The organism is Proteus sp. G2675 (genome assembly GCF_963886535.1).
Lineage (GTDB): Bacteria > Pseudomonadota > Gammaproteobacteria > Enterobacterales > Enterobacteriaceae > Proteus > Proteus mirabilis.
Genome location: NZ_CAWPCB010000031.1, coordinates 1 through 22,439, shown reverse-complemented (window position 1 = coordinate 22,439; position 22,439 = coordinate 1). Strand labels below are relative to the sequence as shown.

Here is a 22,439-nt window from a genome sequence, read left to right as displayed (position 1 = left end):
AGAGTTAAGCGAATTTAATCATTATCATACCGACTAATAATAATATAATTCCACTCCATCCTTTATAATTTAGGCGTTGATTAAATAAGATCCACCCAGCGGCGATAGTGGCAATAATACCAAAAGCTCCCCATAGTGCGTAAGCAACAGAAAGCTCTATCCCCTTTACGGCCATTGCCAATGAGCTAAATGCGCCTAACACACAAAGCAATGACAATATTCCCAACCCCCAACGACTAAAACCGTTAGACATTTTCAAGAATATATTGGCCACGATTTCAAGCACAACAGCAAGAAGAAGAAAAGCGCCATGCCACCATTCAAATTGAGCTAACATATTAAGCCTCTTTAACATTAGAAGAAATTGGCTTATTAACTCCCTTTACCACAGTAGCAACCTGTTTGGCTTTTCCGGCAATATTTTTTACCGAATCGGTTGTTTTTTTAGCAACCGCCGATTTTTTAGTGCCTGACTTAATCAGAGTGATCCCCGCAATTAACATTGCTAAACCACCTAATTTTAATGCTGACAGTGATTCACCAAACCAAAGCACGCTAAATGTTGTAATAATGACAATTCCAATACCTTCCCACAGTGCATAAGCTACACCTAATGCCACTTTTTTTACGGCTATGGCTAAAAAGATATAGGAAGTGGCAATCATTAACCACATAACGATCATACCAGTGTAACCACCGCTGACACTGGCATACTTCATTGATAAAGTGCCGATCACTTCACAGATAATAGCTAAAACTAAAAATATCCAATAAATCATTTTTCATCTCTCATACACGTTTAAAGCACGCCTAAACGTTTCTTGCGCAGAAGATAGAGAATATGCAGATAGTCTTTCTGGCGGTATAAAACCGAACGTTAAGGCAACGTTATTTCCTGATATATCAGGAAGTAGGATGAGAAATTTCTATAATGCGCCACACCAGTAGTGTTCGCTGGATAAAATAGCAGAAAGGAATAACTTATAAGTAGAACGTTTAACTTTTACGCTTTTGGCGCTAGTCATGATTATTTATTCTTTCATCGCGCAGACCATCCGCACGATATACTCCGAACCCTCATATAATATGGATAAATGTTACATGATATTTCTATCATGCCGAATTATTTAAAGCAAGGATCTTCTGCAAAAATTTTTTAGGTAATTGATTGGTTTTATTTAGGTTTTAAGTTGAAGATTGCAATACACTGCATAGTTAATCAATTCTTAGCTGAACTTGTTATTAATTTATTCATTTATATCGCAGTAATCATGCTTAATAAAAAAACACCGCAAAACTCGACCTCTTATTTTACGGTGTTATTTATATTAGTTAGGGACTATATCTGACGATGAAATTCCCTACTCAATTTCATTCCAAGAGCGGCCATCACGAGTGATCATTGCAACAGATGCAACCGGCCCCCATGTTCCTGCTTGGTATGGCTTAGGTAATTCATTATCGCATTCCCATGCATTAATAATTGAATCGACCCATTTCCATGCTTCTTCTACTTCATCACGGCGGACAAATAGCGCTTGAATACCCCGCATTGCCTCAAGCAACAACCGCTCATAAGCATCAGCTAAATGAGTTTGATTAAAAGTTTCGGAGAAACTTAAGTCTAATTTAGTAGTTTGTAAGCGGTGTTTATGATCAAGACCTGGTGCTTTATTTAGCACTTCAATATCAATACCTTCATCTGGCTGTAAACGAATAGTGAGTTTATTTTGTGGTAACTCTTGATAGGTTTCACTGAAAATATTCAGAGCTGGTTTTTTAAAATAGACCACCACTTCCGAGCATTTACTTGGCATACGCTTACCGGTTCTTAAATAGAAGGGTACACCCGCCCAACGCCAGTTATCAATATCAGCACGAATTGCAACAAAGGTCTCTGTATTACTGGCTTTATTTGCACCCTCTTCGTCTAGATAGCCCGGTACTTTTTTACCTTGTACAAAACCGGCCGTATATTGCCCACGAACCGTTTTTTCACGGACATTAGTCATATCAATACGACGTAATGAGCGCAGTACTTTCACTTTCTCTTGGCGGATACTATCAGCCGTTAAATCAGCAGGTGGTGACATGGCGATCATCGTCAAAATTTGTAATAGGTGATTTTGCACCATATCACGCATTTGACCCGCTTGATCGAAATACCCCCAACGTCCTTCAATACCAACTTCTTCTGCCACCGTGATTTGGACATGATCTATCGTTTTGTTATCCCAATTATTAACAAATAAGGAGTTAGCAAAACGTAAGGCCAATAAGTTTAAAACGGTTTCTTTCCCCAAGTAGTGGTCGATACGATAAATTTGACTCTCTTTAAAGTATTTCGCCACACTATCATTAATAGAAACTGAAGACGCTAAATCTGTTCCTAGTGGTTTTTCCATAACCACACGGTTTGGCTCTTTATTTAATTTAGCATGTCCCAAACCTTTACACATCGCACTGAAAGTACTTGGTGGCATTGCAAAATAGTAAATCGCCGGTAATTTGTCTTGTTTTAGATGTTTTGCTAACTCAATAAAGTGGTCAGTTTCATTGACATCAAGATTACAAAAATCGAGACGAGCACTTAAACGTTGCCAAATTTCAGGGTTAATCTCTTCTTTTAAAAAAGTTTGTAATGCTTCATGGGCAACATTTGTATAAGCAGCTACATCCCAATCAGCACGACCAACACCGATGATACGTGTATCAGGGTGAATATATCCTGCCTTTTCCAGTTGATAAAGTGATGGAATTAACTTACGACGGGCAAGATCCCCTTTAGTACCGAAGATAACCAGATCACAGGCCTGAGCAGTCGATATCGCTGCCATAGTACGTCTCCTCATGATGAGATTTTGTAATTTTGTTACATAATTTCGTATTAATGTACTCTTTTGGGTGTACGCAGTAAATACGCTTGCGTGTTTTAGTCTTTAACGCCCCTTACATCTTATTAACCACCGGTTTTTTATGTCTAGCTTTTTCTATTTCTATGTAAATTTACAACAGTTTTGTTAATTGTTTTCAGCTTTGAAAGTTAGACACAGGTCATACTTTGATGAAAAAAGCCCTTTTAAGGGGCTGTCAGCGATGTAAGTGCTGTTATATGCGTAGTATATTTTCATAAAACCGTTATAGATTTCTCCTTTTATTGAAATTGGCAAAGCCAAGGATCTGTATATTTAATGAATATATTGGAAAGGGTTCAGTCTAGTCTGGACATCTTGAGTAAATCAGAAAAAAAAGTGGCTGAGGTTGTTTTAACAACACCACAAACCGTGATCCATTCAAGTATCGCTCTTATGGCGAAAACAGCTGATGTTAGTGAGCCCACTGTAAATCGTTTTTGTCGACGCATGGCAACAAAAGGATTTCCAGATTTTAAGTTACAATTAGCACAAAGCATTGCCAATGGTACACCTTATGTCAATCGTAACATTGATGACTCCGATTCTGTCTCTGCTTATACCAATAAAATATTTGAATCCGCGATGGCGGGTTTAGAGACTGTCAAAAATAATCTCGATATTGCGGTTATTAATCGAGCTGTCGATATTCTTACTCAAGCAAGAAAAATCTCGTTTTTTGGTCTAGGTGCTTCTGCCGCCGTCGCACATGATGCCATGAATAAATTCTCACGTTTCAACATTCCCGTGACCTATTTTGATGATGTTATCATGCAACGAATGAGCTGTATAAATAGTATCGACGGTGATGTTGTGGTGATTGTGTCTCACACAGGTCGTACTAAAAATTTAGTCGAAATTGCTAAAATTGCACGTGAAAATGATGCATCAGTAATAGCGATTACCACTTCTGGCTCTTTATTAGCCGCCGAAGCAACGTTACCCATCTTACTTGATGTACCGGAAGATACCGATATCTACATGCCGATGATTTCTCGCCTTGCACAACTTACCGTTATTGATGTTCTGGCTACAGGGTTTATTTTACGCCGAGGGCCAAAATTTAGAGATAACTTGAAGCGTGTCAAAGAAGCATTACGCGATTCGCGCTTTGATAAGTAACCGTTTTAAATGAATTTGTTAGTATAGTCACATTTAGCAGTGTGCCCTTGACTAGATAACTTTTTGAAAAATGGTAGCATAACTGCGAGCTAACTCTCACATATGATGAAAACACCTAAGTATGTTACAATTAGCTTGAAGCGTTTCACTTAACATATTGGATAGAATGTTACTTACCTCCGTTTTATCCAATAGCCAATACCTTTCGTTCAAGGTCAACGGAGTAATGCATGTCCAGACGGCTCAGAAGAACAAAAATTGTTACCACCTTAGGCCCAGCAACAGATCGTGATAATAACCTAGAAAAAATCATTACTGCTGGTGCAAATGTTGTTCGATTAAATTTCTCTCATGGCTCTGCAGAAGATCATCTTGCTCGTGCTAATCGCACCCGTGAAATAGCAGCTAGACTTGGTCGCCATGTTGCTATTTTAGGCGATTTGCAGGGTCCGAAAATCCGTGTTTCGACATTTAAAGAAGGCAAAGTATTTCTTAATGTGGGAGACAAATTTCTCCTTGATGCCAATTTAGAAAAAGGCGAAGGCGACCAAACTAAAGTCGGTATTGACTATAAAGGGTTACCTGCCGATGTTGTTCCTGGCGATATCTTGCTACTTGATGATGGACGTGTTCAATTAAAAGTCCTTAAAGTCGAAGGCCTGAAAGTTTTCACTGAAGTGACTGTCGGTGGCCCATTATCTAATAATAAAGGGATCAATAAGCTCGGTGGTGGTCTTTCTGCTGAAGCATTAACTGAAAAAGATAAACAAGATATTATTACTGCAGCCAAAATTGGTGTTGATTATCTTGCTGTCTCCTTCCCAAGAACAGGCGAAGATCTTAATTATGCACGTCGCTTAGCACGTGATGCAGGCTGCGAGTGCCAAATTGTCGCGAAAGTTGAACGTGCCGAAGCCGTTGCCAATGATGAAATTATCGATGAGATCATTCTCGCTTCTGATGTTGTCATGGTTGCCCGTGGTGATTTAGGCGTAGAAATTGGTGATCCTGAATTAGTCGGGGTACAGAAAAAACTCATCCGTCGTGCTCGTCAGCTAAATCGTGTTGTTATCACAGCCACTCAAATGATGGAATCGATGATAACTAACCCAATGCCAACTCGTGCAGAAGTCATGGACGTCGCCAATGCGGTATTAGATGGTACAGATGCCGTTATGTTATCGGCTGAAACAGCAGCAGGACAATATCCCGCTGAAACTGTAGCCGCAATGGCACAAGTCTGTTTAGGCGCGGAAAAAATGCCTGCGGCCAATGTATCAAAACACCGTTTAGATATGGTATTTGATAATGCTGAAGAAGCGATAGCCATGTCAACCATGTATGCAGCTAACCATATGAAAGGCGTTAATGCGATTATCGCTATGACTGAGTCCGGTCGTACTGCCCGTATGATGTCACGAATTAGCACCGGTTTACCTATTTTCTCTATGTCACGCCATGAGAAAACATTAAACCAAACTGCACTTTATCGAGGTGTTACGCCTGTTTATTGCAGTACTCATACTGACGGTATTGCTGCCGCTAATGAAGCTATTATGCGTTTATGTGAAAAAGGCTTTTTAGTTTCAGGTGATTTAGTCTTAGTCACACAAGGTGACCAGATGGGCACGATCGGAAGTACCAATACTTGTCGTATCCTTACCGTAGAATAATCGTTCTTATTCTTTTATAGCAAAATAGCAAACGGGCACTTTAAATAGTGCCCGTTTTTTTATCTTCCTATTCGTTCACCAGCAATGGACTAGTCTAGGATATTCTCACGCGCATAAGGTTCTATTTCCCCCTCTTTACGCGTTTTTAATAGTTTTAAGATCCAAGTATATTGCTCTGGTGTTGGTGAGACTAACGCTTCTAGCTCTTCATTCATCCGACGCGCAATATAACGATCATCTTGCCCTTCTATATCATCCATCGGCTCACGGATAATAATCTTTAGTTGATGCGTTTTATGACAGTAAACAGGAAACAGTGGCACAATGGCCGCTCTGCATACTTTCATTAATCGGCCAATCGCCGGTAATGTGGCTTTATAGGTACCAAAAAAATCCACAAATTGACTATGCTCGGCACCATGATCTTGGTCAGGTAAATAATACCCCCAAAACCCTTGGCGCACCGTTGAAATAAAAGGTTTTATCCCCGCTTCGCGCGAGTGTAAACGTCCGCCGAAATGGTAACGTGCTTTATTCCATAAATAATCAGTCACCGGATCTTTTTGGTGGTGAAACATTGCTGCCATTTTTTGCCCTTTAGCAGCCAATAACATGGCAGGTACATCAACAGCCCATCCATGCGGTACCATAAAAATAACATTACGCCCTTGTGCTTTTAAGCGCTCTATAATCTCTATCCCTTCCCAAGAGGTACGCTGTAATGTGTGTTTAGCCCCTCTTAAACAAAGATCTGCAAGCATCACGAAAGACTGTGGCGCTGTTTCAAACATTTTATCAAGCACATCTTCTCGTTGTGCTTTATCCCAGTGAGGAAAACAATATCTTAAATTGATATCTGCACGACGTCTGGCACTTTTCGCTTTACGCCCTACAAAACGACCTATAGAAGCAAGGAGCGGATCACGCCATTTTACCGGCATATACGCTAATGCACACAATACGCCTGCACCAAACCAGGTTCCCCAATGACGAGGATGCAAATAGGCGCGGTGAAAAGTCGGTACATAACCCGCTTTACTATCTGTATCTTTTTCTTTATTCATCAGATAACTCGCTGAACTGACACCTCTAAATAGGCGTAAAAATCATTAAAACAAAAACGGATGATATCAATCATCCGCTTTTATGTCTTTAACTTCTTGTTTAATGTCAATTATCTAACGTTAATTGAGGCATGATCTCTTTTACTTTAGCTAAGTATTCACGCTTCTCTTTGCCTGTTAGGCCATCTGCACGAGGTAATTTAGCTGTTAATGGATTAACTGCTTGTTGGTTGATCCATAATTCATAATGTAAGTGTGGCCCTGTGGAGCGCCCTGTATTTCCGGATAGTGCAATGCGATCACCTCGTTTTACACGTTGTCCCGGTTTGACTAACAGTTGGCGTAAGTGCATATAACGAGTGGTATATTGGCTACCATGACGGATAGCAATAAAATTACCTGCTGCACCACTGTATTTAGAAACAATGACTTCACCATCTCCCGTAGCTAAAACAGGCGTACCAACAGGCATGGCAAAATCAACCCCTTTATGCGGTGCAACACGGCCTGTGACAGGATTGATACGGCGAGGATTAAATTGAGAAGAGACTCTAAACTGTTTTACCGTTGGAAAACGCATAAAACCACGTTCTAAACCACCTGCTTGGCTATCATAGTAGCGGCCATCTTCAGCAAGAAAAGCATAGTAATCTTTACCACCACTTCGTAACCGCACACCAATAAGTTCGCTCTGTTCGGTACGACCATCTAATACTTCACGAGAAAAAAGGGCTGAAAATTTATCACCACTTTGTAATTTTCTAAAGTCTAATTGCCATTGCAAAGCTTTAGTCACTGCGCGAGCTTCTGCGTTAGTTAAGCCAGCATTTGTTGCACTTGCAGAGAAACTACCACGGATAACCCCTGTGGTCACACTATTTTTCCATTCGCCTTTTTGGAACTCTTTCGCTTCAGTAAAACCTGTTTCCGTACGCGTATAAACACGAGTTTCTCGGCGAGAAACGCCCCAACTTAACTCTTGCAATAAACCATCATCATCAAGTTTCCAACTTATTGGTTGGCCTATTTTAAGGTTTCTGAGATCTTTATTTTGATTGGAGAGCGTTGCAATATCGGCTGAGTCGATACCAAATTGCGTTAATATCGAACTTAATGAATCTCCACTGGAGACAATATAAGTATGAGGAACCTGTGCCACTGCGGTGCTAGTATCGACACCATCATCAGCACCTACAAGTCCTTCATCTGTTAGCTGATCACTACTGTCGGTGATAATATCGTCGGTGTTTTCCCCTTGGGTTGTTAGGGGAGTCTGAATACTGATAGGAACTTCTCTGCTTTGTTCGGTGTGAAGCACAACTGGCCGCCATATTGCGACAGCCAGTGTTGCTGCAGTTAACGAACCAAGCATAATTTTATGTGGTAAGGGTAAATTTAAATATACCTGTGCAATGGATCTCGTCTTCTGCTGCACGTTCTTAATTCCTTATTGTGTTTCATTCAGGCAGCTCGCATATTGGTTAGCTAATTGGGTAAGGAATTTCACATAACTATCTTGAGTTAATGCAATCCCACTTCCTAGGGGATCTAATACCCCCATTTTAACTCCAGTGCCTTTCGCCACTGTCTCAATTACTGTCGGCCTAAATTGTGGCTCAGCAAAAATACATGTGGCTTTTTGCTCAACCAACTGTGTTCGTATTTGATGTAATTTCTGTGCACCTGGTTGTATTTCAGGGTTGATCGTAAAATGACCTAATGGCTTTAAATTATAATGTTTTTCGAAGTAGCCATAAGCATCATGAAAGACAAAATAACCCTTGTTTTTAACAGGCGACAGAATATTAACAAGATTTTTATCTGTTTGCTTGAGTTGTTCGCTGAATTTACTTAGGTTTACGTCCAGAAGTTCTTTTTTATCTGGATAGAGCGTCACTAACCTATCGTGGATCTGTTTCGCAGACGACAACGCAATCTCTGGTGATAACCAGATGTGCATATTATAATCACCATGAGAATGATGTTCGTGATTTTCCTCATGTTTATGCACATTGTCATTATCATCTTTCAATAAAAGCGACTTTATTTTGTCAGTTTCCGCTAAAGCCAGCTTATTTTTGTCACTAAGTCTATTTAATGGTCTATCTAAAAAGACTTCCATATCCGGCCCAACCCATACCATTAAATCTGCTGAGGTGATTTTGCGTAAATCCGAAGGTTTTAATGCATAATCATGTGGCGATGCCCCATCAGGTAATAAAACTTCTGTTGGCGTTACACCATCAGCAATTGCTGCCGCAATAAACCCTATCGGCCTAATTGAAGCAACAACATCTGCCTGAACAGATGAACTAAATGAGGCTATCATAGCAGTCACTAAACATGATTTAATTAAAAAACCATGCGCAAATTTGTTGTTTTTATGTAACATAGGCAAAATTCTCGTGAAACGTCATTGGAAATGTTATATTATAACGTTTCAATGATTCTGCAAGTGCTAATTTTATGTCTGACTTAATTCGTTTAAAATCGGTTGGTGTTTCTTTTGGTGAAAGCGTTATTCTAAAAGATATCTCTTTTAATCTAAAAGCAGGCCGTATTCTTACCTTACTTGGCCCTAATGGTGCGGGTAAGTCAACGATTATTCGTTTGGTTTTAGGGTTGTTGGCTCCCTCTTCTGGAAAGATTGAACGTCAACATAGTTTACGTATTGGCTATGTACCTCAAAAACTCTATCTCGATCCAACTATGCCATTGACAGTCAAGCGGTTTATGACCTTAAAACCGGGTGTTAAAGATAAAGATATTTTACCTGCTTTAGAACGAGTCAATGCAGCAAAATTAATAAACGCCCCTATGCAAAAATTATCAGGGGGTGAATCACAACGTGTTTTACTCGCCCGAGCTTTACTTAATCAACCACAACTGTTAGTGCTAGATGAACCCACTCAAGGGGTTGATGTAAATGGTCAATTAGCCCTCTATGATTTAATTAATCAGCTTCGCAATGAATTAGGCTGCGCAATTTTAATGGTGTCACATGACTTACATCTGGTTATGGCTAAAACAGATGAAGTGCTCTGTTTAAATGGTCATATCTGCTGTTCAGGTACACCAGATGTGGTTTCTTCTCACCCTGAATTTATAGCTATGTTTGGTAGTCGTGGTGCTGAACAACTGGGTATTTATCGTCATCATCACCAACATAATAAGGAGTGTCATCATGATTGAGTTGCTGTTACCGGGCTGGATCGCCGGTATGCTCTTAGCGATGGCCGCAGGTCCATTAGGCTCCTTTGTTGTTTGGCGCAGAATGTCCTATTTTGGCGATACCCTCGCCCACGCCTCTTTATTGGGGGTCGCTTTTGGCCTGCTGTTTAATATAGAGCCTTTTTATGCCGTTATTGCCGTAACTTTGCTGTTAGCTATTTTATTAGTTTGGTTAGAACTAAAGCCTCAACTTTCTGTTGATACCTTGTTAGGTATCATGGCTCATAGCGCCCTTTCTTTAGGGCTTGTTGTCGTCAGTTTAATGGCCAATGTTCGTGTTGATTTAATGGCGTATCTCTTTGGTGATTTACTCTCCGTTAATTACCAAGATGTGATCAGCATTTTTATTGGTGTCGTTATTGTTTTATTAGTGATTATCCGTTCATGGCGTCCACTTCTTTCAATGACTATTAATCAAGATATGGCTTTTGTCGATGGTGTGAATATTCAACGCGAACGTTTAAAATTGATGATGATCACCGCATTAACAATTGGGTTGGCAATGAAATTTGTTGGTGCACTTATCATTACGTCACTATTGATTATTCCCGCAGCAACAGCGCGCCGTTTTTCACGTTCACCAGAACAGATGGCAGTGATTGCCGTCGCTGTAGGTATGTTTGCTATCACTGGGGGATTAACTTTCTCTGCATTCTATGACACCCCTGCAGGCCCATCAGTGGTATTAGCCGCCAGTAGTTTATTTGTATTGAGCTTGCTTGTACCAGCAAAGCAGTAGTTGTTTAGCGTTTATCTTATAAACAAAAAAATAGCCTTTGCTAATTTATAGCAAGGGCTATTATAATTTTTTAATTACATCGGGTATTTCTTTACTCGCAAACTTTGTATCACTACCAGTTGGGATAAAATATTGTCCTTTGGGTGAACGGTTTCATTCAACTATTTTTATTCTTTCTTTACTTATATCCGCTATGCGGCACCCATCTGGATCGAAGACTATAATATGCCCACCAGTTGCTTTGAAATATGTTCTAGGTTCTCCCATCAACGGTAACTTGCCACTTCAGTCTTCCGGCTTTGTTGATACATTAATATTTACTCATTGTATTCGATAGTTGCTTCTAAGGCCGTTCTGAGCCAATCCCAAAATGAATCAAACTTACCGACATATTCATAACCTTCACTTGCAAAATCGTGAATAATAATAACCTGATGACGGCTATTTTTATCCCAACACGCTACATCATCATTATCTTCCCGATGGGCAAAAGGAATAATATTTCTATTTGGGTATCTTTTTTTAAACCACCAAAACGAACCCTGAGCCGCTCTCCTTCCAAAATAATCCAAGGATCAAAATTAAGTAAATTTTGCTCAACTATTCTGAGAAATTCACGTGGGTAAGAAAACCATTCTGGCATTTCGGTTTTGGTTAGTAATTGTTCCATATTAATCAAGAGATCCTATAATTTGCGCATTGCTAGTTGAGTTTCTTCTTTAATTCGAATAAATTAATTGTTGAACCTAAATAAACAGAATTTTACAAGTTAAAACCTTTAATTAGCGCCAACTTAAATTGACCATCAATTTTGAACGAAGGTCTCCAGTCTATATCTAAAAGATATTCATTAGTACATTATCTATTTCAATAAATGTTGGGCAAAATAAACCAGCACAGGCAAGAACGCCTTCTAAATCAACAAAATTCGCCACAAAATTAGTCAATAGTACATTTGCAGGATAACCCGATGGAAACTTCTTAAGTAACGAGTTTGATACTATACCGTCATATATATTCATTCTATCCCCAGTAATTTTCTAATTTCATCAGGAAAACCCCTATCTACAAGACACGCAGTTAGATGATTTTGTGTATTCCATAAATACAGCCATTCTCTATTATATGTCTCTATTACATGGCGGGACGGTAACAAAACTGTACCATCGCCGGCGATACACCTCAAAGGGCAGTGGTTCAGGATACAAGGTTTGATACGGATTTCACTTTTACGGTGAATATTTTAAATGAGTGTTTGGTATTGATACCGGACAGTGAAGACATTCGAACTATGAAGCAACAGAACCAACAGCAGCAAGCGCAGTTAAGCGATATTAAGCTACAATTGCAGGCGTTGCTTATCGAATAAGAGATAATTAATTGCCTACTTTCGGTGTAAATGTCACATCAAAAGTAGGTAAAAACATAATTTTGATCATAGACACTTATGATGTAATTATTTTATATGAATATATGTTAATTTACTTAATTTGTTATTTTCTATAATGTATTCTTTTACTGTATCAATATAAGATATCAGGTCGTTGTTAGATATTTCTAGTAATGTAGCTGGGACAATACTACTCTTTAATGAGAAATTACAACAATCATTAGGATTTCCAACTTTATCAATAGAATCCCAAAACATGGAATATTCATCACAATAAAAATAAATTTTATCATTATGAAACTCAGGAATTTTGCAGAACTCAACACCATCACTTTGTCGTTCATAAGCATTTGTATCTTGATAAACGAAATATACTAATCTCATATTATCTCCCTTATATTATTTGTTCTAAATTGGAAAAGCAGTTACTACTCTATTTGAGTTAGCATCAGTGACTATTTTACACCGCAAGAGTACTGTCCACTCCCCATAAATAGCGCCATTTTCTGGGACGAAGACCACGTGTATGGACAATTTTTTAATTATGTGGAGGAGCGATAACAAAACTGTATCACCGCCCGCGATACACCTTAGAGACCGTGGTTAAAAGGCGCCGGTTTTGAAACAGTTTTCACCTTTACGGTGAAAATCTTAAAACAGGTGTTTGGTGTTGATACCGGACAGTGAAGGCATCCAAGCGATTAAACAACAAAACCAACCGCAGCAAGCGCAACTCAGTGCCATCAAACACACGATGCGCGAGCTGATGCGGAGTACGTCAGCGACTAAAGAACTCTTAACAACGAAGACGCCAGAATGTTGGAAGACCTTCTGGCTTTTCATATTAAGATCTAAATATATCATATATATTTAAGTCATATTCATCTTCACTGATATCAATTACTCGATCTGGATTAAGTGATAGAATATTCATATCAAATGTATTATTTAATAACATATGACTAAGAAAAAAATCATAAAAATCAGCAAAATAAAAGGATATAATTACTTTTCCTTCAAAAAACATATAATAACAACTACTTTTATCTATATTTATTTTTGGTTGCAAGTATAAATAAATGTCCTGTTGGCTAGCTGGAAGAGCAATCTTATATTCAGGTAACTCACTTCTCCTTAATATTTTATTATAAATATCTCTATGCCATTGAAATTGAGTATAATCATCTAGGTTTACGGCTATATTCTTAATTCCTCGGATTCTATTAATATACTTTTTTGCCCTAAGTAATAGTAGTTTTTCTTGAAGCTTATTATTCATAATAAATGTGGTGATCCTTAGTTTTAGGGTCATCTATTTTCAAATATCTATCTTGCTTAAAGTCATATGTTCTTGGGTCAGCACCTGTCTTAGCTTGTCCTGCATGTGCATGTGGATATGGTGCTCTTGGATCATGTGTATGTTCTAACACAACTTTTTTATAACCATTAGCATCTCTATATTCGTAATAACGCCCATGTGAACCAAAATCTTCTGAATATTGATAATTTGTTTGCCCTCTTCTCTTAGGGTCATTTCCAACTGTCCATTGTCGAACTGGTTGTTGTGAGCGAGGTATTCCAGCCAAATCCTTAGCTTTGTTTAAGGCTTGAGTTCGATTCAGAGTTGGCGGACAACACTCCAACCCAAACGGATCAACCCAACCCGTCGGACAATGCACATACCCATATGGATTCAGCCCGCCCAATAGCCCTATTGGGTCTGGGGAAAGATACTGTCCTGTTTCCCTATCATAATAGCGAAAGCGATTATAATACAAGCCACTTTCTTCATCTTCATATTGCCCCGCAAAGCGAAAAGGACATTCGGTGTAATTAGGGTCATTCTCCGCTTTGCCCTCTCGGTAACGCCAAAACTGCATTTGGCCCCACGTATTCAGCCGTCCTGCCCAACTGGCTTGCCCGCCTTCACTGAATATCTCTCGCGGAGTTCCTTGGTGGTCGGTGACCACATAGTGCAGTTTTCCCTGTTGATAACGCGCGGTGGGCGTTATCTCTCCGGGTTGATACAGCCATTGAACTTGTTGCGCATTAGCAAGAGTGCCATCGGCATATATCGGCGTTTCTTCTATCAGTTGGTCTCCCGACCATAAATAGCGCCACGTGGTGATTTTAGGCTTAATCTGCGGAAATAATGGGTCTATATGGGCTAAGTCACTGTCAACGGTTTTGGTTTTACTCAAACGTCGACCAAAAGCATCATAAGTATAGTGCCAACAATCCCCTTTCGGTGTAAAGCATGCGGTTAGCTGATTTTGTGTGTTCCATAAATAGCGCCACTCTCTGGGACGAAAACCGCGTGTATGGACAATTTTTTTAGCTAATCGCCCATTAACATCATAATGGTAATCTTGATATCCCTTCGCTGTGTAACGGCGAGTCACCCGTCCTGCTTGCTGTTGCTGAAATAGCTGTAGCATCGCCCCTTGTGCTTCTGAAGGCACCATCGACGAGGACGGCGTTGTTAAGTGCTCCGTGATATTGAGGTTGTTATCATACTGGAACTTTTCGTCCTGATTACCCCATTGTGGACTGTATTGTGTCTCAGTGATTTGGTCATTGGCATTATAGTGATAACGTGTCTGTCGCCAGCGATCATCTTCAATACCCACCACATTATAAGCGCGATCATATTGATAACTGCGGTGCACATCCGTACAAAATGGCGGTTGTTGGGGATGGGCTTGTATCGATTGTAAAAACTGTTCGGTGCCTCGCCCTGCTCGTTGATGAGCCAGTAAACCGGTGGCCGTATAGTGACTGGAATTGACAAATCCAGCGTGACTACGGCGTAAATACTCTTGTCCTACTGCGTTGTAGCTGAATTGAAGTGGTGCATGCTGATTGACTTGCAGTGAAGTTAACTCCCCCAGCGCCCCAAAAGCATAATGCAACTCCCGTTCACCAAAACGGGTCAATGCCAGCGTATTATCAGTATCATTCCATTGATGAACAATCTCTTGTCCATTAATACGTTCACTGCATAAACGGCCTTGGTCGTCATACTCAAATTCAACCACCGAGTCAGGATTAGTCGCTTTTATCAATTGCTGGCGCGCGTTATAGCTATACTGAGTCGTCGATAAACAGCGACTTTCTTGCTCATTTTCAAACCATTCGCTTTGTTCAACCACTAAGCCACTTTCATTATAGCGCCAACGCAGTTCATGGTTATCCGGATAGCGAGTGGCAATGCGACGTCCTAGTCGGTCATAGCGATAACAAATCTCACGCCCCGTAAAATCAACTTCACGAATGATTTGTCCCGCTTTATCCCGTTCGTAACGATAAACCTCCCCGCTCGCATTCACCACTTTTTTAAGTCGTGTCAGTGAATCATATTCAAAGCGAATTTCACTGCCATCAGGGCGTATCATTGCCAGTAAGACATCAAAAGGCCCATAACGATAACGGGTGGTTTTTCCTTCACCATCAGTCACCGCGATAACTCGGCGCTCACTGTCATAGTCTATCTGTTGCTCGACCCCATCGGGTAATAAAATCTTGCTGAGACTGCCGTTGGTACTGTCATGCTCAGTGCTGTATTGATAGCGTGTGGTGTGATTTAACGCATCAGTGTAGTGCAGTAAACGCCCCAATTCATCACTATGATATTCTGTGCTGTGTTGATAAGGATTGGTGGTTTTAATCAGTTGATGTGCAGGGTTATAGTGGTATTGCCATTGCGCACCATTGGGCGTAATGGCTTTGAGCAATTCACCATGTTGGCTATATTCATAGACCTGCTGACGCCCTTGCGGATCTGTCACTATGGTTAAATTGCCATTTTCATCATAGCTTAGCTGCCATTCATCGCCAAAGGCCGATGTGAAATGGGTAAGTTGACCGTAATCATTGTAATCATAGTAAATCGCTTTACCATCAGGTAAATAGATATAGGCAAGCAGTCCATTATAGTGATAACCATACTCTGTGCGCTCACCAATCTCATTGATTTCTGCTATCTTTTTCCGCTGTTCCCATTCCGTATACGTTTCACGCCATAATGGATCGATAGTGCGAGTCACCAGATTATCATCGTTATAATAATAACGTGAAAATCCACCCTCACCGTCAATGTAGGTTGTCATGCGCTGATAATCATCATAGATAAAGCGATCGTTCCAAAAACCAGACGGTGAATGTGTAGCAACAACACGTCCTTGTTCATCATAATCAATCGTCAGTTCTGTGCTGTCAGTATCCCCCCAAGCGACCATGAGTCCCTCAGGAGAATAACGATGCCATAAGTGGTTTTGTTGATAGGCATGACATTGACTAAGATAACCATGAGTATCGTATTCGCAACGTACAAAATCTCGAGGAGATGAGGTTGTGCTTTCAGAGCAAATGCGAACTAATTTATCCTGTTGATATTCGAGAATTAACGCTATGCCATCATGACGCTTCACACTGACAAGCTGACTTTGCTCGTTATATATAAAATCAATACAATGCTGATTTAAATCAGTGATTGCACTTAATCGACGATATTTTCCTTGTCTGTGATTAAAATATAGAAACTGTTGTTGCGTACTATCAAAAAGGGTTAAATCGCCATCACGTTGTCCGGTGAGTAAAAAATGGGGAGCATGGGCATTTCTTGCACGGATCTCCTCTGTGGGAGTTATAAATGTAAAATTAGCACCATCACTGTCTTGATAGATGATGTTTCCATCAAGTATATGTAAACAGCGTGACCATTCGTCTGCCCACTTCGGTCCAAAAAGTCCCTTTGCATTTGATGTGGATTTATATGTACGATGTAGAGATAACGGCAACAAGCCCGGTATCTGAATAATTGGCCACTGTTGGATAAAATCACCAGTAGCCACATTAACAGGTTCACCTTTACAGGTTGCACTAGAAGTACTGTTTCCATCGGACTCTTTGCTGCTGGATGTCGACTTGTTCTCCGTTTGGCTATTATTGACTTTATTAGGTGGCGTTTCTGTAGATACGCTTTCCGTTTTTCCTTCAATTTTAATGCCATTATCTGATGAGGTTATTTTCGGTGTTTCTGGACTTTGGATCACCTCAGTACCTTTAGCGGCATTACTTCCTTTCTCTGTGGCGGAGATTTCTGCCCCTTTGATTGCCTCACTTCCTTTGGATATATTACTGGTCTCTGTCGCTTTTATTACGTCAGTAGCTTTATTTACCGCAGAAGTGCCTTCAGATATTTCAGTTATTTTAGTTCCTTCTGCTACTTTATTAATAGCATTAGCACCTTCAGCGACTTTCCCCACTTTTAAAAAAGCAGCGGCAATAGTCGCTATTTCAAGCCCACCTCTTGTTACTATTTCGACTTTATCGCTATCACTTTTTTTCCATTTATTCTCTAATTTTTCTTTTTCTTCATCGATAAGTTTACCTAATGCACGATATTTGGCTTTAACGTCTTCCTTAACACCTTCAATACAGTTATTCCCCAACCTCCAGTTTTCTGCTTCAATAAGTCCCTCGATGGTTTTTTTGCTCGCATTTAGAGCCACGTTTTGAACTAGATCAGTTGGATTTATGTAATGATAAGCTTCCACAGCTGACTTTGTTATACTTTCAACAAAACCAAGACCACCACGAGTCAGGCCAGTTATTCCATCCATTGAAGTATTATATAAACTGTTCCACCATGAATAATCTGTATTAATGTGATCAACTCGAATATTATCAATATATCCAGTTAATTCTTTGTCAATATCATTTAGAGAATCATCCCTTTTTTTATCCGCTTGCTGTTTTTGTTGACGGAGTCGCCCAATAAAACTTTCTTGTTCTTCTCGTTGCATCTCTTGCAGTGATTCTAACAATTCTGATGTCACGGGCGGGTTATTACAGGGGATTTTATTACTCTCAATCGGCTCAGCAGGAGGTGCAACATTAGTAATTAAAGTCCCTAATGTATTGTTATTGTTCATTGCGACTAACGAACCATCTTGTGCAGCTGGTTGACCTTCAATACGAACCGATGGACTCCCTGTAATAATTTGGCAATCTCCACCGCCTAATGAGGTTCCAGATAATACACCGGCTCCCGTGTTACTTTGCGTTCCTTTGATTATTGACCCAACATTCAGGGTACAATATCCACGTGCTTTAACACTCAAGGCATATTGCTTTTGTGCATCTAAGCTTTGAAAACTATCAAAAGGAATAGCAGAACACCCTACCTGACAAACATCAGGGGTGGTTGCAACAACTTTGAATTGGTTTTCACCGTCACCAACATGTTTATCAGCCATTACAACAAGCTCCTTTTGTTTCTGCTGGAACCCAAACGCCTATTAATGCTTCCACAATCGGATATTTTGCAGGGATAACAAGTCGTTTCACGACAGAGATAAGACGACGATCTAAGTCAATAGTCAGTGTGTCTAAATCTGGCTTCAAAGAGAAAAGCTCACCTTCGATGTCTTGTAATATGATTTTCACACGATAGTCAGGTAACGCTGTAACGACCCGCGATGATTCAGGTAATAAACCTTCCAATAATATAGGTTCATTACCCAGCAAATACCCTGGATAACGTAAAGACGGGTGCGCACTATTGAAAAAACGTTCATCAAAATCATCCGGATAAAATGGGAATTGGTTTTCTTGCCACTCTTTTCCATATGTTCCGGCATATTCAACACGTCCTGCCCACCAACGGGAGATAGGCCCCATACCTTCGCTAATTTGTCGAGTATCAATAGACAACGTATCAAGTGGTCTTTTACGAATATCTTCCATAATCTGAGGGGCTGGATAACGTTTTTGTTTATCAAGTGCTTCGACATCGGGGTAAAATCCGATCCCAATAGGATTTTCTATTACTTGTTGTTGTTCTTGCTGGGGAGACTGCCATGTTCCTCCATAAGCCAACTCATGGCGTAAAGAAACCCCATCAACAGGTATTGATTCACTCAAGCTCCATTGATCCTCTTGGTATTCCCAATAGTGAGGGCCAAACAAAGACCACGTTTTGCTAAAGTTTTCAATGCGAATACCTGCTCGCCATTGTGCCGTAGGCTGATTGCCTTTAGGGCGCGCAACCCCCAGTATATGGATATTAGTGCAAGGACGCGTCCACACTAAATCCGTTTCTTCGATTAAACTACTGGTTTCCGGTGCATGATAGTAACGATCTGCCATGTTTAAAGGGTATTGCTGTTCATTTAAATCCGAGTAATGCCCGCCAGTCTTGAGCCGAAAAGTTTGGCGCAATGCGATCACATTAAACAGCTCATCCTTTTTTCCTACTTTTTGGTATAAAAGATAAGGAAATGGGGTTGTGTTACTCACTTTCATATCACTATTCCCTTAGTTTAAATCGATATCTTTACCCGTAATTTTCACAGGACCTGTAGCTTCGAACTTAAATTCCTGACCATTAATCGTGACATGCCCACTATTATCCATTCGTAGCACACTTGCTCCACAACGTAATTCAATGACTTCACCGACATTGATAGATAATGTTTTGCCTACAGTAATTTTTTTATGTTGGCCTACCGTTTCGCTGTTATCTTTATCTATCGTTTCTGTGCGAGCGCCTTTCACCTGCATCTGTTGATTGTTTTCGATCACTTCAACATGATCGTGTAAAACATGGGTAGTGCGATCATGAAGAACACGGGTATTCATATCCTTCTGCGCATGAAGAAACACCTCTTGCTTACCGCCCGCATCTTCAAAACGCAGTTCATTAAAACCTTCCCCTTTGTGGGTTTGGCTACGGAAAGTGGTTTGTGTCTTATTCTCTGGGAACTTAATCGGTGGTGCGTTACGTCCATCATAAGTACAACCGGTAATTATCGGTCTGTCGATATCCCCATTCAGGTAACTGACCAGCACTTGTGTGCCGATGCGCGGTACCGCAGAAAAACCATAGCCATTTCCACTCCAACCCATGGCAACCCGCACCCAGCATGAAGCACTGTGATCGGCACTTCCCCGACGATCCCAATGAAAATGCACTTTCACGGCGCCATATTCATTGACGTAGATTTCTTCCCCTGGTGGCCCCACCACCGTCGCCACTTCATCACCGTCCGCCGTCGGTTTATAACGATAAGGGGGGCGCCACTCTTGCGTGCCCGGAATAAAGGAGACGCTATTCGACAGTTGTGTGCCTTCGCCCCCGCTATTGTCCGCCAGTGGCTGTACACCATGATGGCTGACGCTGATCACTTGCCAGCGATCATTCATCGGCTGATGGGGATGCTGAGATAAGGTGAAGATTTTGCCGGGCATCAGTGCAAAACAGTTTGTTGTCGCTTGCCCCACTTTGCTGCCGTTACGTAATTGCTCAAAGCGCACCTGTGTCAGAGGTCGACCTTCATCGTCTAATTGAAAACGACCATAACTTTCAAACACACTGTGCTGTCCCCCCTGCTCAATTTTGTTTTCATGAGACAACGGATAAGAAGGACGAACAAAGTTGTTGTCTTTATGGATAGTTTCATCCACACACAAATATTCGCCATATTGCCAAGTCATGGCAGTGCTATCGCTGATATCGGTATCGGCCTGCGGGTTATAGGTGAGGTGAATACCCGCCGTCATCCCCATATGTTCATCGCTGTAAAACAGTTGTTCTTCTTCAAACCAGAAGTTAATGCCCTCTTCAAACGCCAGTCGACACCAAAAATCAAATGCCGATTCGCGTTTTTGGGTGGTGTAGAGACGTTCAGGGTGTAGATCTTCACGGTAGAATTGGTAATCCGCTTTAACATGGGCCTCATCCAATAAGGTTTTTAAGATGGTCGGCACCGATTGATGTTGAAAAATACGGCTGTCTTGATTGAGGGTCATCACCCACATTTCAGGGCGAATATCGAAGTGATACCACGTTTTCACTCCGTCGGTATTGCCTTGTACTGCCCCGGCTAAGATACCGTTGACTTTGCGGATCAACACCCCATCGCGTTTGACCGTTAATGATGAGGCTAAGCCAAGATGACGCTGAAAATCGATAAAGGGTAAGGCACTGACCGCACTGATGGACAGCGAAAATAGCGAGGATAATCCTTCGGTAAGATTAAATTCGGTGACTTGAAAGGTGTCGTCAGGCAATCCACCAATGGTGCAAGTGAACACCAAACCACTTTCGAGGCTGTCCATGCCTAATGCATCAAGTAACGCCCCATGGGCCGCTTGGAGTGCTTGGTTTTCAGAGAATGTTTGTCCACCGGTAAAACCGCCACCGTGGATCAGGGGATGAGCAGTCACGCGATTGGCCGATACGCTGGCTGATTGAGTGAGCGAGGCCGCTGCTGAGGCCATCCCGGCCACCTTTTGCGTGGGTGTCGATAGCGTTTCGTTCACTTTGGATTGCACCCTATTTTTCACTTGATTGATGGCTTCATCTTTTAAAACGGATGCCGGGTCAATGGGCGTTGATTTCGGATCTTTGCTAAGCATAATCTGCCTCCATGCAAAAATGGATAAAGAAAAGGGAACAATACAAAATAAGGACGAGCCCCCAAGGACTCGTCATAACGGTATTACGCTTCGAGAGGCGCACGCCAGTCATCCGCACCAGACGTTCCAGCAACAGTGTGCTCCCAGTCAATTTTGCGGTAAGAGAGGGAGACTTCGATAAGTTGCGTGAAGTCGGCTTTAGCCGGATCTTGACAATGAGGCATTTGGCAATCGATGTTCACGATAGTCGCGTCAGTCAGTGTGGTGGTAAAGAAGTGCTCTTGTTTACCTTCAACAGACGTGCGATACCATTTTAACTCAACTTTTGGCAACATTTCGCCGGAAGCCAATGCGTTATACAGCAGAGGAACGGCTTTGTTTAATGCCACGGTAAAACGAAACGGTTTATGCGCACGTTGGCCAGAAGGTTGACCTGATTGCGGATCAGTCGGAACCGTCACCACGTGAGAAAATTCTTGTACCAACATTTGGTCTTCATGACCTTGTACATAAATGTTGCCGACAGAATCTGCAGTAAACGCGCCTGCAGTGATGTTGCCCTGAGTTTTTCCTTCAATGGAAATATAGCAAGGAGTTGGCATAACAATATCCTTTTATCAAAAACGACAAATTAAATTAAATGATTGTCTTAAAAACAATCCGTTAGTCATGTCTGTCATCTTAGCCAGTGCGCACGGTAAGACTTCGGTAAAGGATAATAAAATCTTATCAATATGCTGTAAACAGCCCGTTTTTTTTGTATCTCTCTAGGATAAGTCACTTAGCGTAAACTGGTTGAAATATCGCTATATCATGCTGTAAAAACAGTCATAAAAAGTGTTTATTAGCATAAAATATGATGAATAAATAGACAAATTGCTCGCA

18 protein-coding genes are annotated in these 22,439 nt (G+C 40.9%); 4 read left to right on the top strand and 14 right to left on the bottom strand.

The window, feature by feature from the left end; translation table 11 throughout:
* Positions 1–4: 4 nt before the first annotated feature.
* From mdtI to zwf, 3 genes are all read right to left on the bottom strand, one after another.
* Positions 5–337: a multidrug/spermidine efflux SMR transporter subunit MdtI gene (mdtI, locus tag AACQ49_RS08180; protein ID WP_004247986.1), complete on the bottom strand. Its 333-nt coding sequence runs from the start codon at positions 335–337 to the stop codon at positions 5–7.
* Between the two features lies 1 nt (position 338).
* Positions 339–779 carry a multidrug/spermidine efflux SMR transporter subunit MdtJ gene (gene mdtJ, locus AACQ49_RS08175; protein ID WP_004242769.1) on the bottom strand — a complete coding sequence of 147 codons (441 nt, stop codon included), beginning with the start codon at positions 777–779 and terminating at the stop codon, positions 339–341.
* A 582-nt stretch (positions 780–1,361) separates the two neighbouring features.
* On the bottom strand, positions 1,362–2,837 hold the full coding sequence (gene zwf / locus AACQ49_RS08170) for a glucose-6-phosphate dehydrogenase (RefSeq protein ID WP_004242768.1): 1,476 nt from the start codon (positions 2,835–2,837) through the stop codon (positions 1,362–1,364).
* 354 nt (positions 2,838–3,191) lie between these two features.
* Here zwf and AACQ49_RS08165 point away from each other — a divergent pair, with 354 nt between their 5' ends.
* Both AACQ49_RS08165 and pyk read left to right on the top strand, forming a co-directional pair.
* Positions 3,192–4,034, top strand: a complete 843-nt coding sequence (locus AACQ49_RS08165; protein ID WP_004242767.1) for a MurR/RpiR family transcriptional regulator — start codon at positions 3,192–3,194, stop codon at positions 4,032–4,034.
* Positions 4,035–4,264: 230 nt separating this feature from the next.
* Positions 4,265–5,707 (top strand): pyruvate kinase, encoded by a 1,443-nt coding sequence (gene pyk / locus AACQ49_RS08160; RefSeq protein ID WP_004242765.1) that lies wholly within the window; start codon positions 4,265–4,267, stop codon positions 5,705–5,707.
* An 89-nt stretch (positions 5,708–5,796) separates the two neighbouring features.
* On the opposite strand, the gene lpxM is transcribed toward pyk, so the two are convergent.
* The 3 genes from lpxM to znuA all read right to left on the bottom strand — a co-directional run bounded on the left by lpxM (position 5,797) and on the right by znuA (position 9,163).
* Positions 5,797–6,771 (bottom strand): lauroyl-Kdo(2)-lipid IV(A) myristoyltransferase, encoded by a 975-nt coding sequence (gene lpxM / locus AACQ49_RS08155; protein WP_004242762.1) that lies wholly within the window; start codon positions 6,769–6,771, stop codon positions 5,797–5,799.
* Between the two features lie 106 nt (positions 6,772–6,877).
* On the bottom strand, positions 6,878–8,206 hold the full coding sequence (gene mepM, locus AACQ49_RS08150) for a murein DD-endopeptidase MepM (protein WP_004242759.1): 1,329 nt from the start codon (positions 8,204–8,206) through the stop codon (positions 6,878–6,880).
* Positions 8,207–8,218: 12 nt separating this feature from the next.
* Positions 8,219–9,163 carry a zinc ABC transporter substrate-binding protein ZnuA gene (znuA, locus tag AACQ49_RS08145; protein WP_004242757.1) on the bottom strand — a complete coding sequence of 315 codons (945 nt, stop codon included), beginning with the start codon at positions 9,161–9,163 and terminating at the stop codon, positions 8,219–8,221.
* A gap of 74 nt (positions 9,164–9,237) precedes the next feature.
* Here znuA and znuC point away from each other — a divergent pair, with 74 nt between their 5' ends.
* Together znuC and znuB are read left to right on the top strand one after the other, a co-directional pair.
* Positions 9,238–9,963: a zinc ABC transporter ATP-binding protein ZnuC gene (gene znuC, locus AACQ49_RS08140; protein ID WP_004242756.1), complete on the top strand. Its 726-nt coding sequence runs from the start codon at positions 9,238–9,240 to the stop codon at positions 9,961–9,963.
* On the top strand, positions 9,956–10,741 hold the full coding sequence (gene znuB, locus AACQ49_RS08135) for a zinc ABC transporter permease subunit ZnuB (protein ID WP_004247983.1): 786 nt from the start codon (positions 9,956–9,958) through the stop codon (positions 10,739–10,741). The genes znuC and znuB overlap by 8 nt, the downstream gene beginning before the upstream one ends.
* 460 nt (positions 10,742–11,201) lie before the next feature.
* On the opposite strand, the gene AACQ49_RS08130 is transcribed toward znuB, so the two are convergent.
* The 8 genes from AACQ49_RS08130 to AACQ49_RS08095 all read right to left on the bottom strand — a co-directional run bounded on the left by AACQ49_RS08130 (position 11,202) and on the right by AACQ49_RS08095 (position 22,156).
* A complete protein-coding gene (locus AACQ49_RS08130; protein WP_228077854.1) occupies positions 11,202–11,411 on the bottom strand; it encodes a hypothetical protein in 210 nt (69 codons plus the stop codon).
* A gap of 166 nt (positions 11,412–11,577) precedes the next feature.
* Positions 11,578–11,763 (bottom strand): hypothetical protein, encoded by a 186-nt coding sequence (locus tag AACQ49_RS08125; RefSeq protein WP_004242751.1) that lies wholly within the window; start codon positions 11,761–11,763, stop codon positions 11,578–11,580.
* A gap of 434 nt (positions 11,764–12,197) precedes the next feature.
* Positions 12,198–12,515 (bottom strand): hypothetical protein, encoded by a 318-nt coding sequence (locus AACQ49_RS08120; RefSeq protein WP_036918267.1) that lies wholly within the window; start codon positions 12,513–12,515, stop codon positions 12,198–12,200.
* 460 nt (positions 12,516–12,975) lie between these two features.
* Positions 12,976–13,410 carry a hypothetical protein gene (locus tag AACQ49_RS08115; RefSeq protein WP_036970592.1) on the bottom strand — a complete coding sequence of 145 codons (435 nt, stop codon included), beginning with the start codon at positions 13,408–13,410 and terminating at the stop codon, positions 12,976–12,978.
* Complete coding sequence (locus AACQ49_RS08110; protein WP_157678001.1) at positions 13,403–18,391, bottom strand: RHS repeat-associated core domain-containing protein; 4,989 nt, start codon at positions 18,389–18,391, stop codon at positions 13,403–13,405. Before AACQ49_RS08110 ends, AACQ49_RS08115 begins: the two co-directional genes overlap by 8 nt.
* Positions 18,384–19,439 carry a DUF2169 family type VI secretion system accessory protein gene (locus AACQ49_RS08105; protein ID WP_036970589.1) on the bottom strand — a complete coding sequence of 352 codons (1,056 nt, stop codon included), beginning with the start codon at positions 19,437–19,439 and terminating at the stop codon, positions 18,384–18,386. Before AACQ49_RS08105 ends, AACQ49_RS08110 begins: the two co-directional genes overlap by 8 nt.
* 12 nt (positions 19,440–19,451) lie before the next feature.
* Entirely contained in the window at positions 19,452–21,554 is a 2,103-nt protein-coding gene (locus AACQ49_RS08100; RefSeq protein ID WP_161778972.1) for a type VI secretion system Vgr family protein, read from the bottom strand.
* 83 nt (positions 21,555–21,637) lie between these two features.
* A complete protein-coding gene (locus AACQ49_RS08095; RefSeq protein WP_004246976.1) occupies positions 21,638–22,156 on the bottom strand; it encodes an Hcp family type VI secretion system effector in 519 nt (172 codons plus the stop codon).
* Between the last annotated feature and the right edge of the window lie 283 nt (positions 22,157–22,439).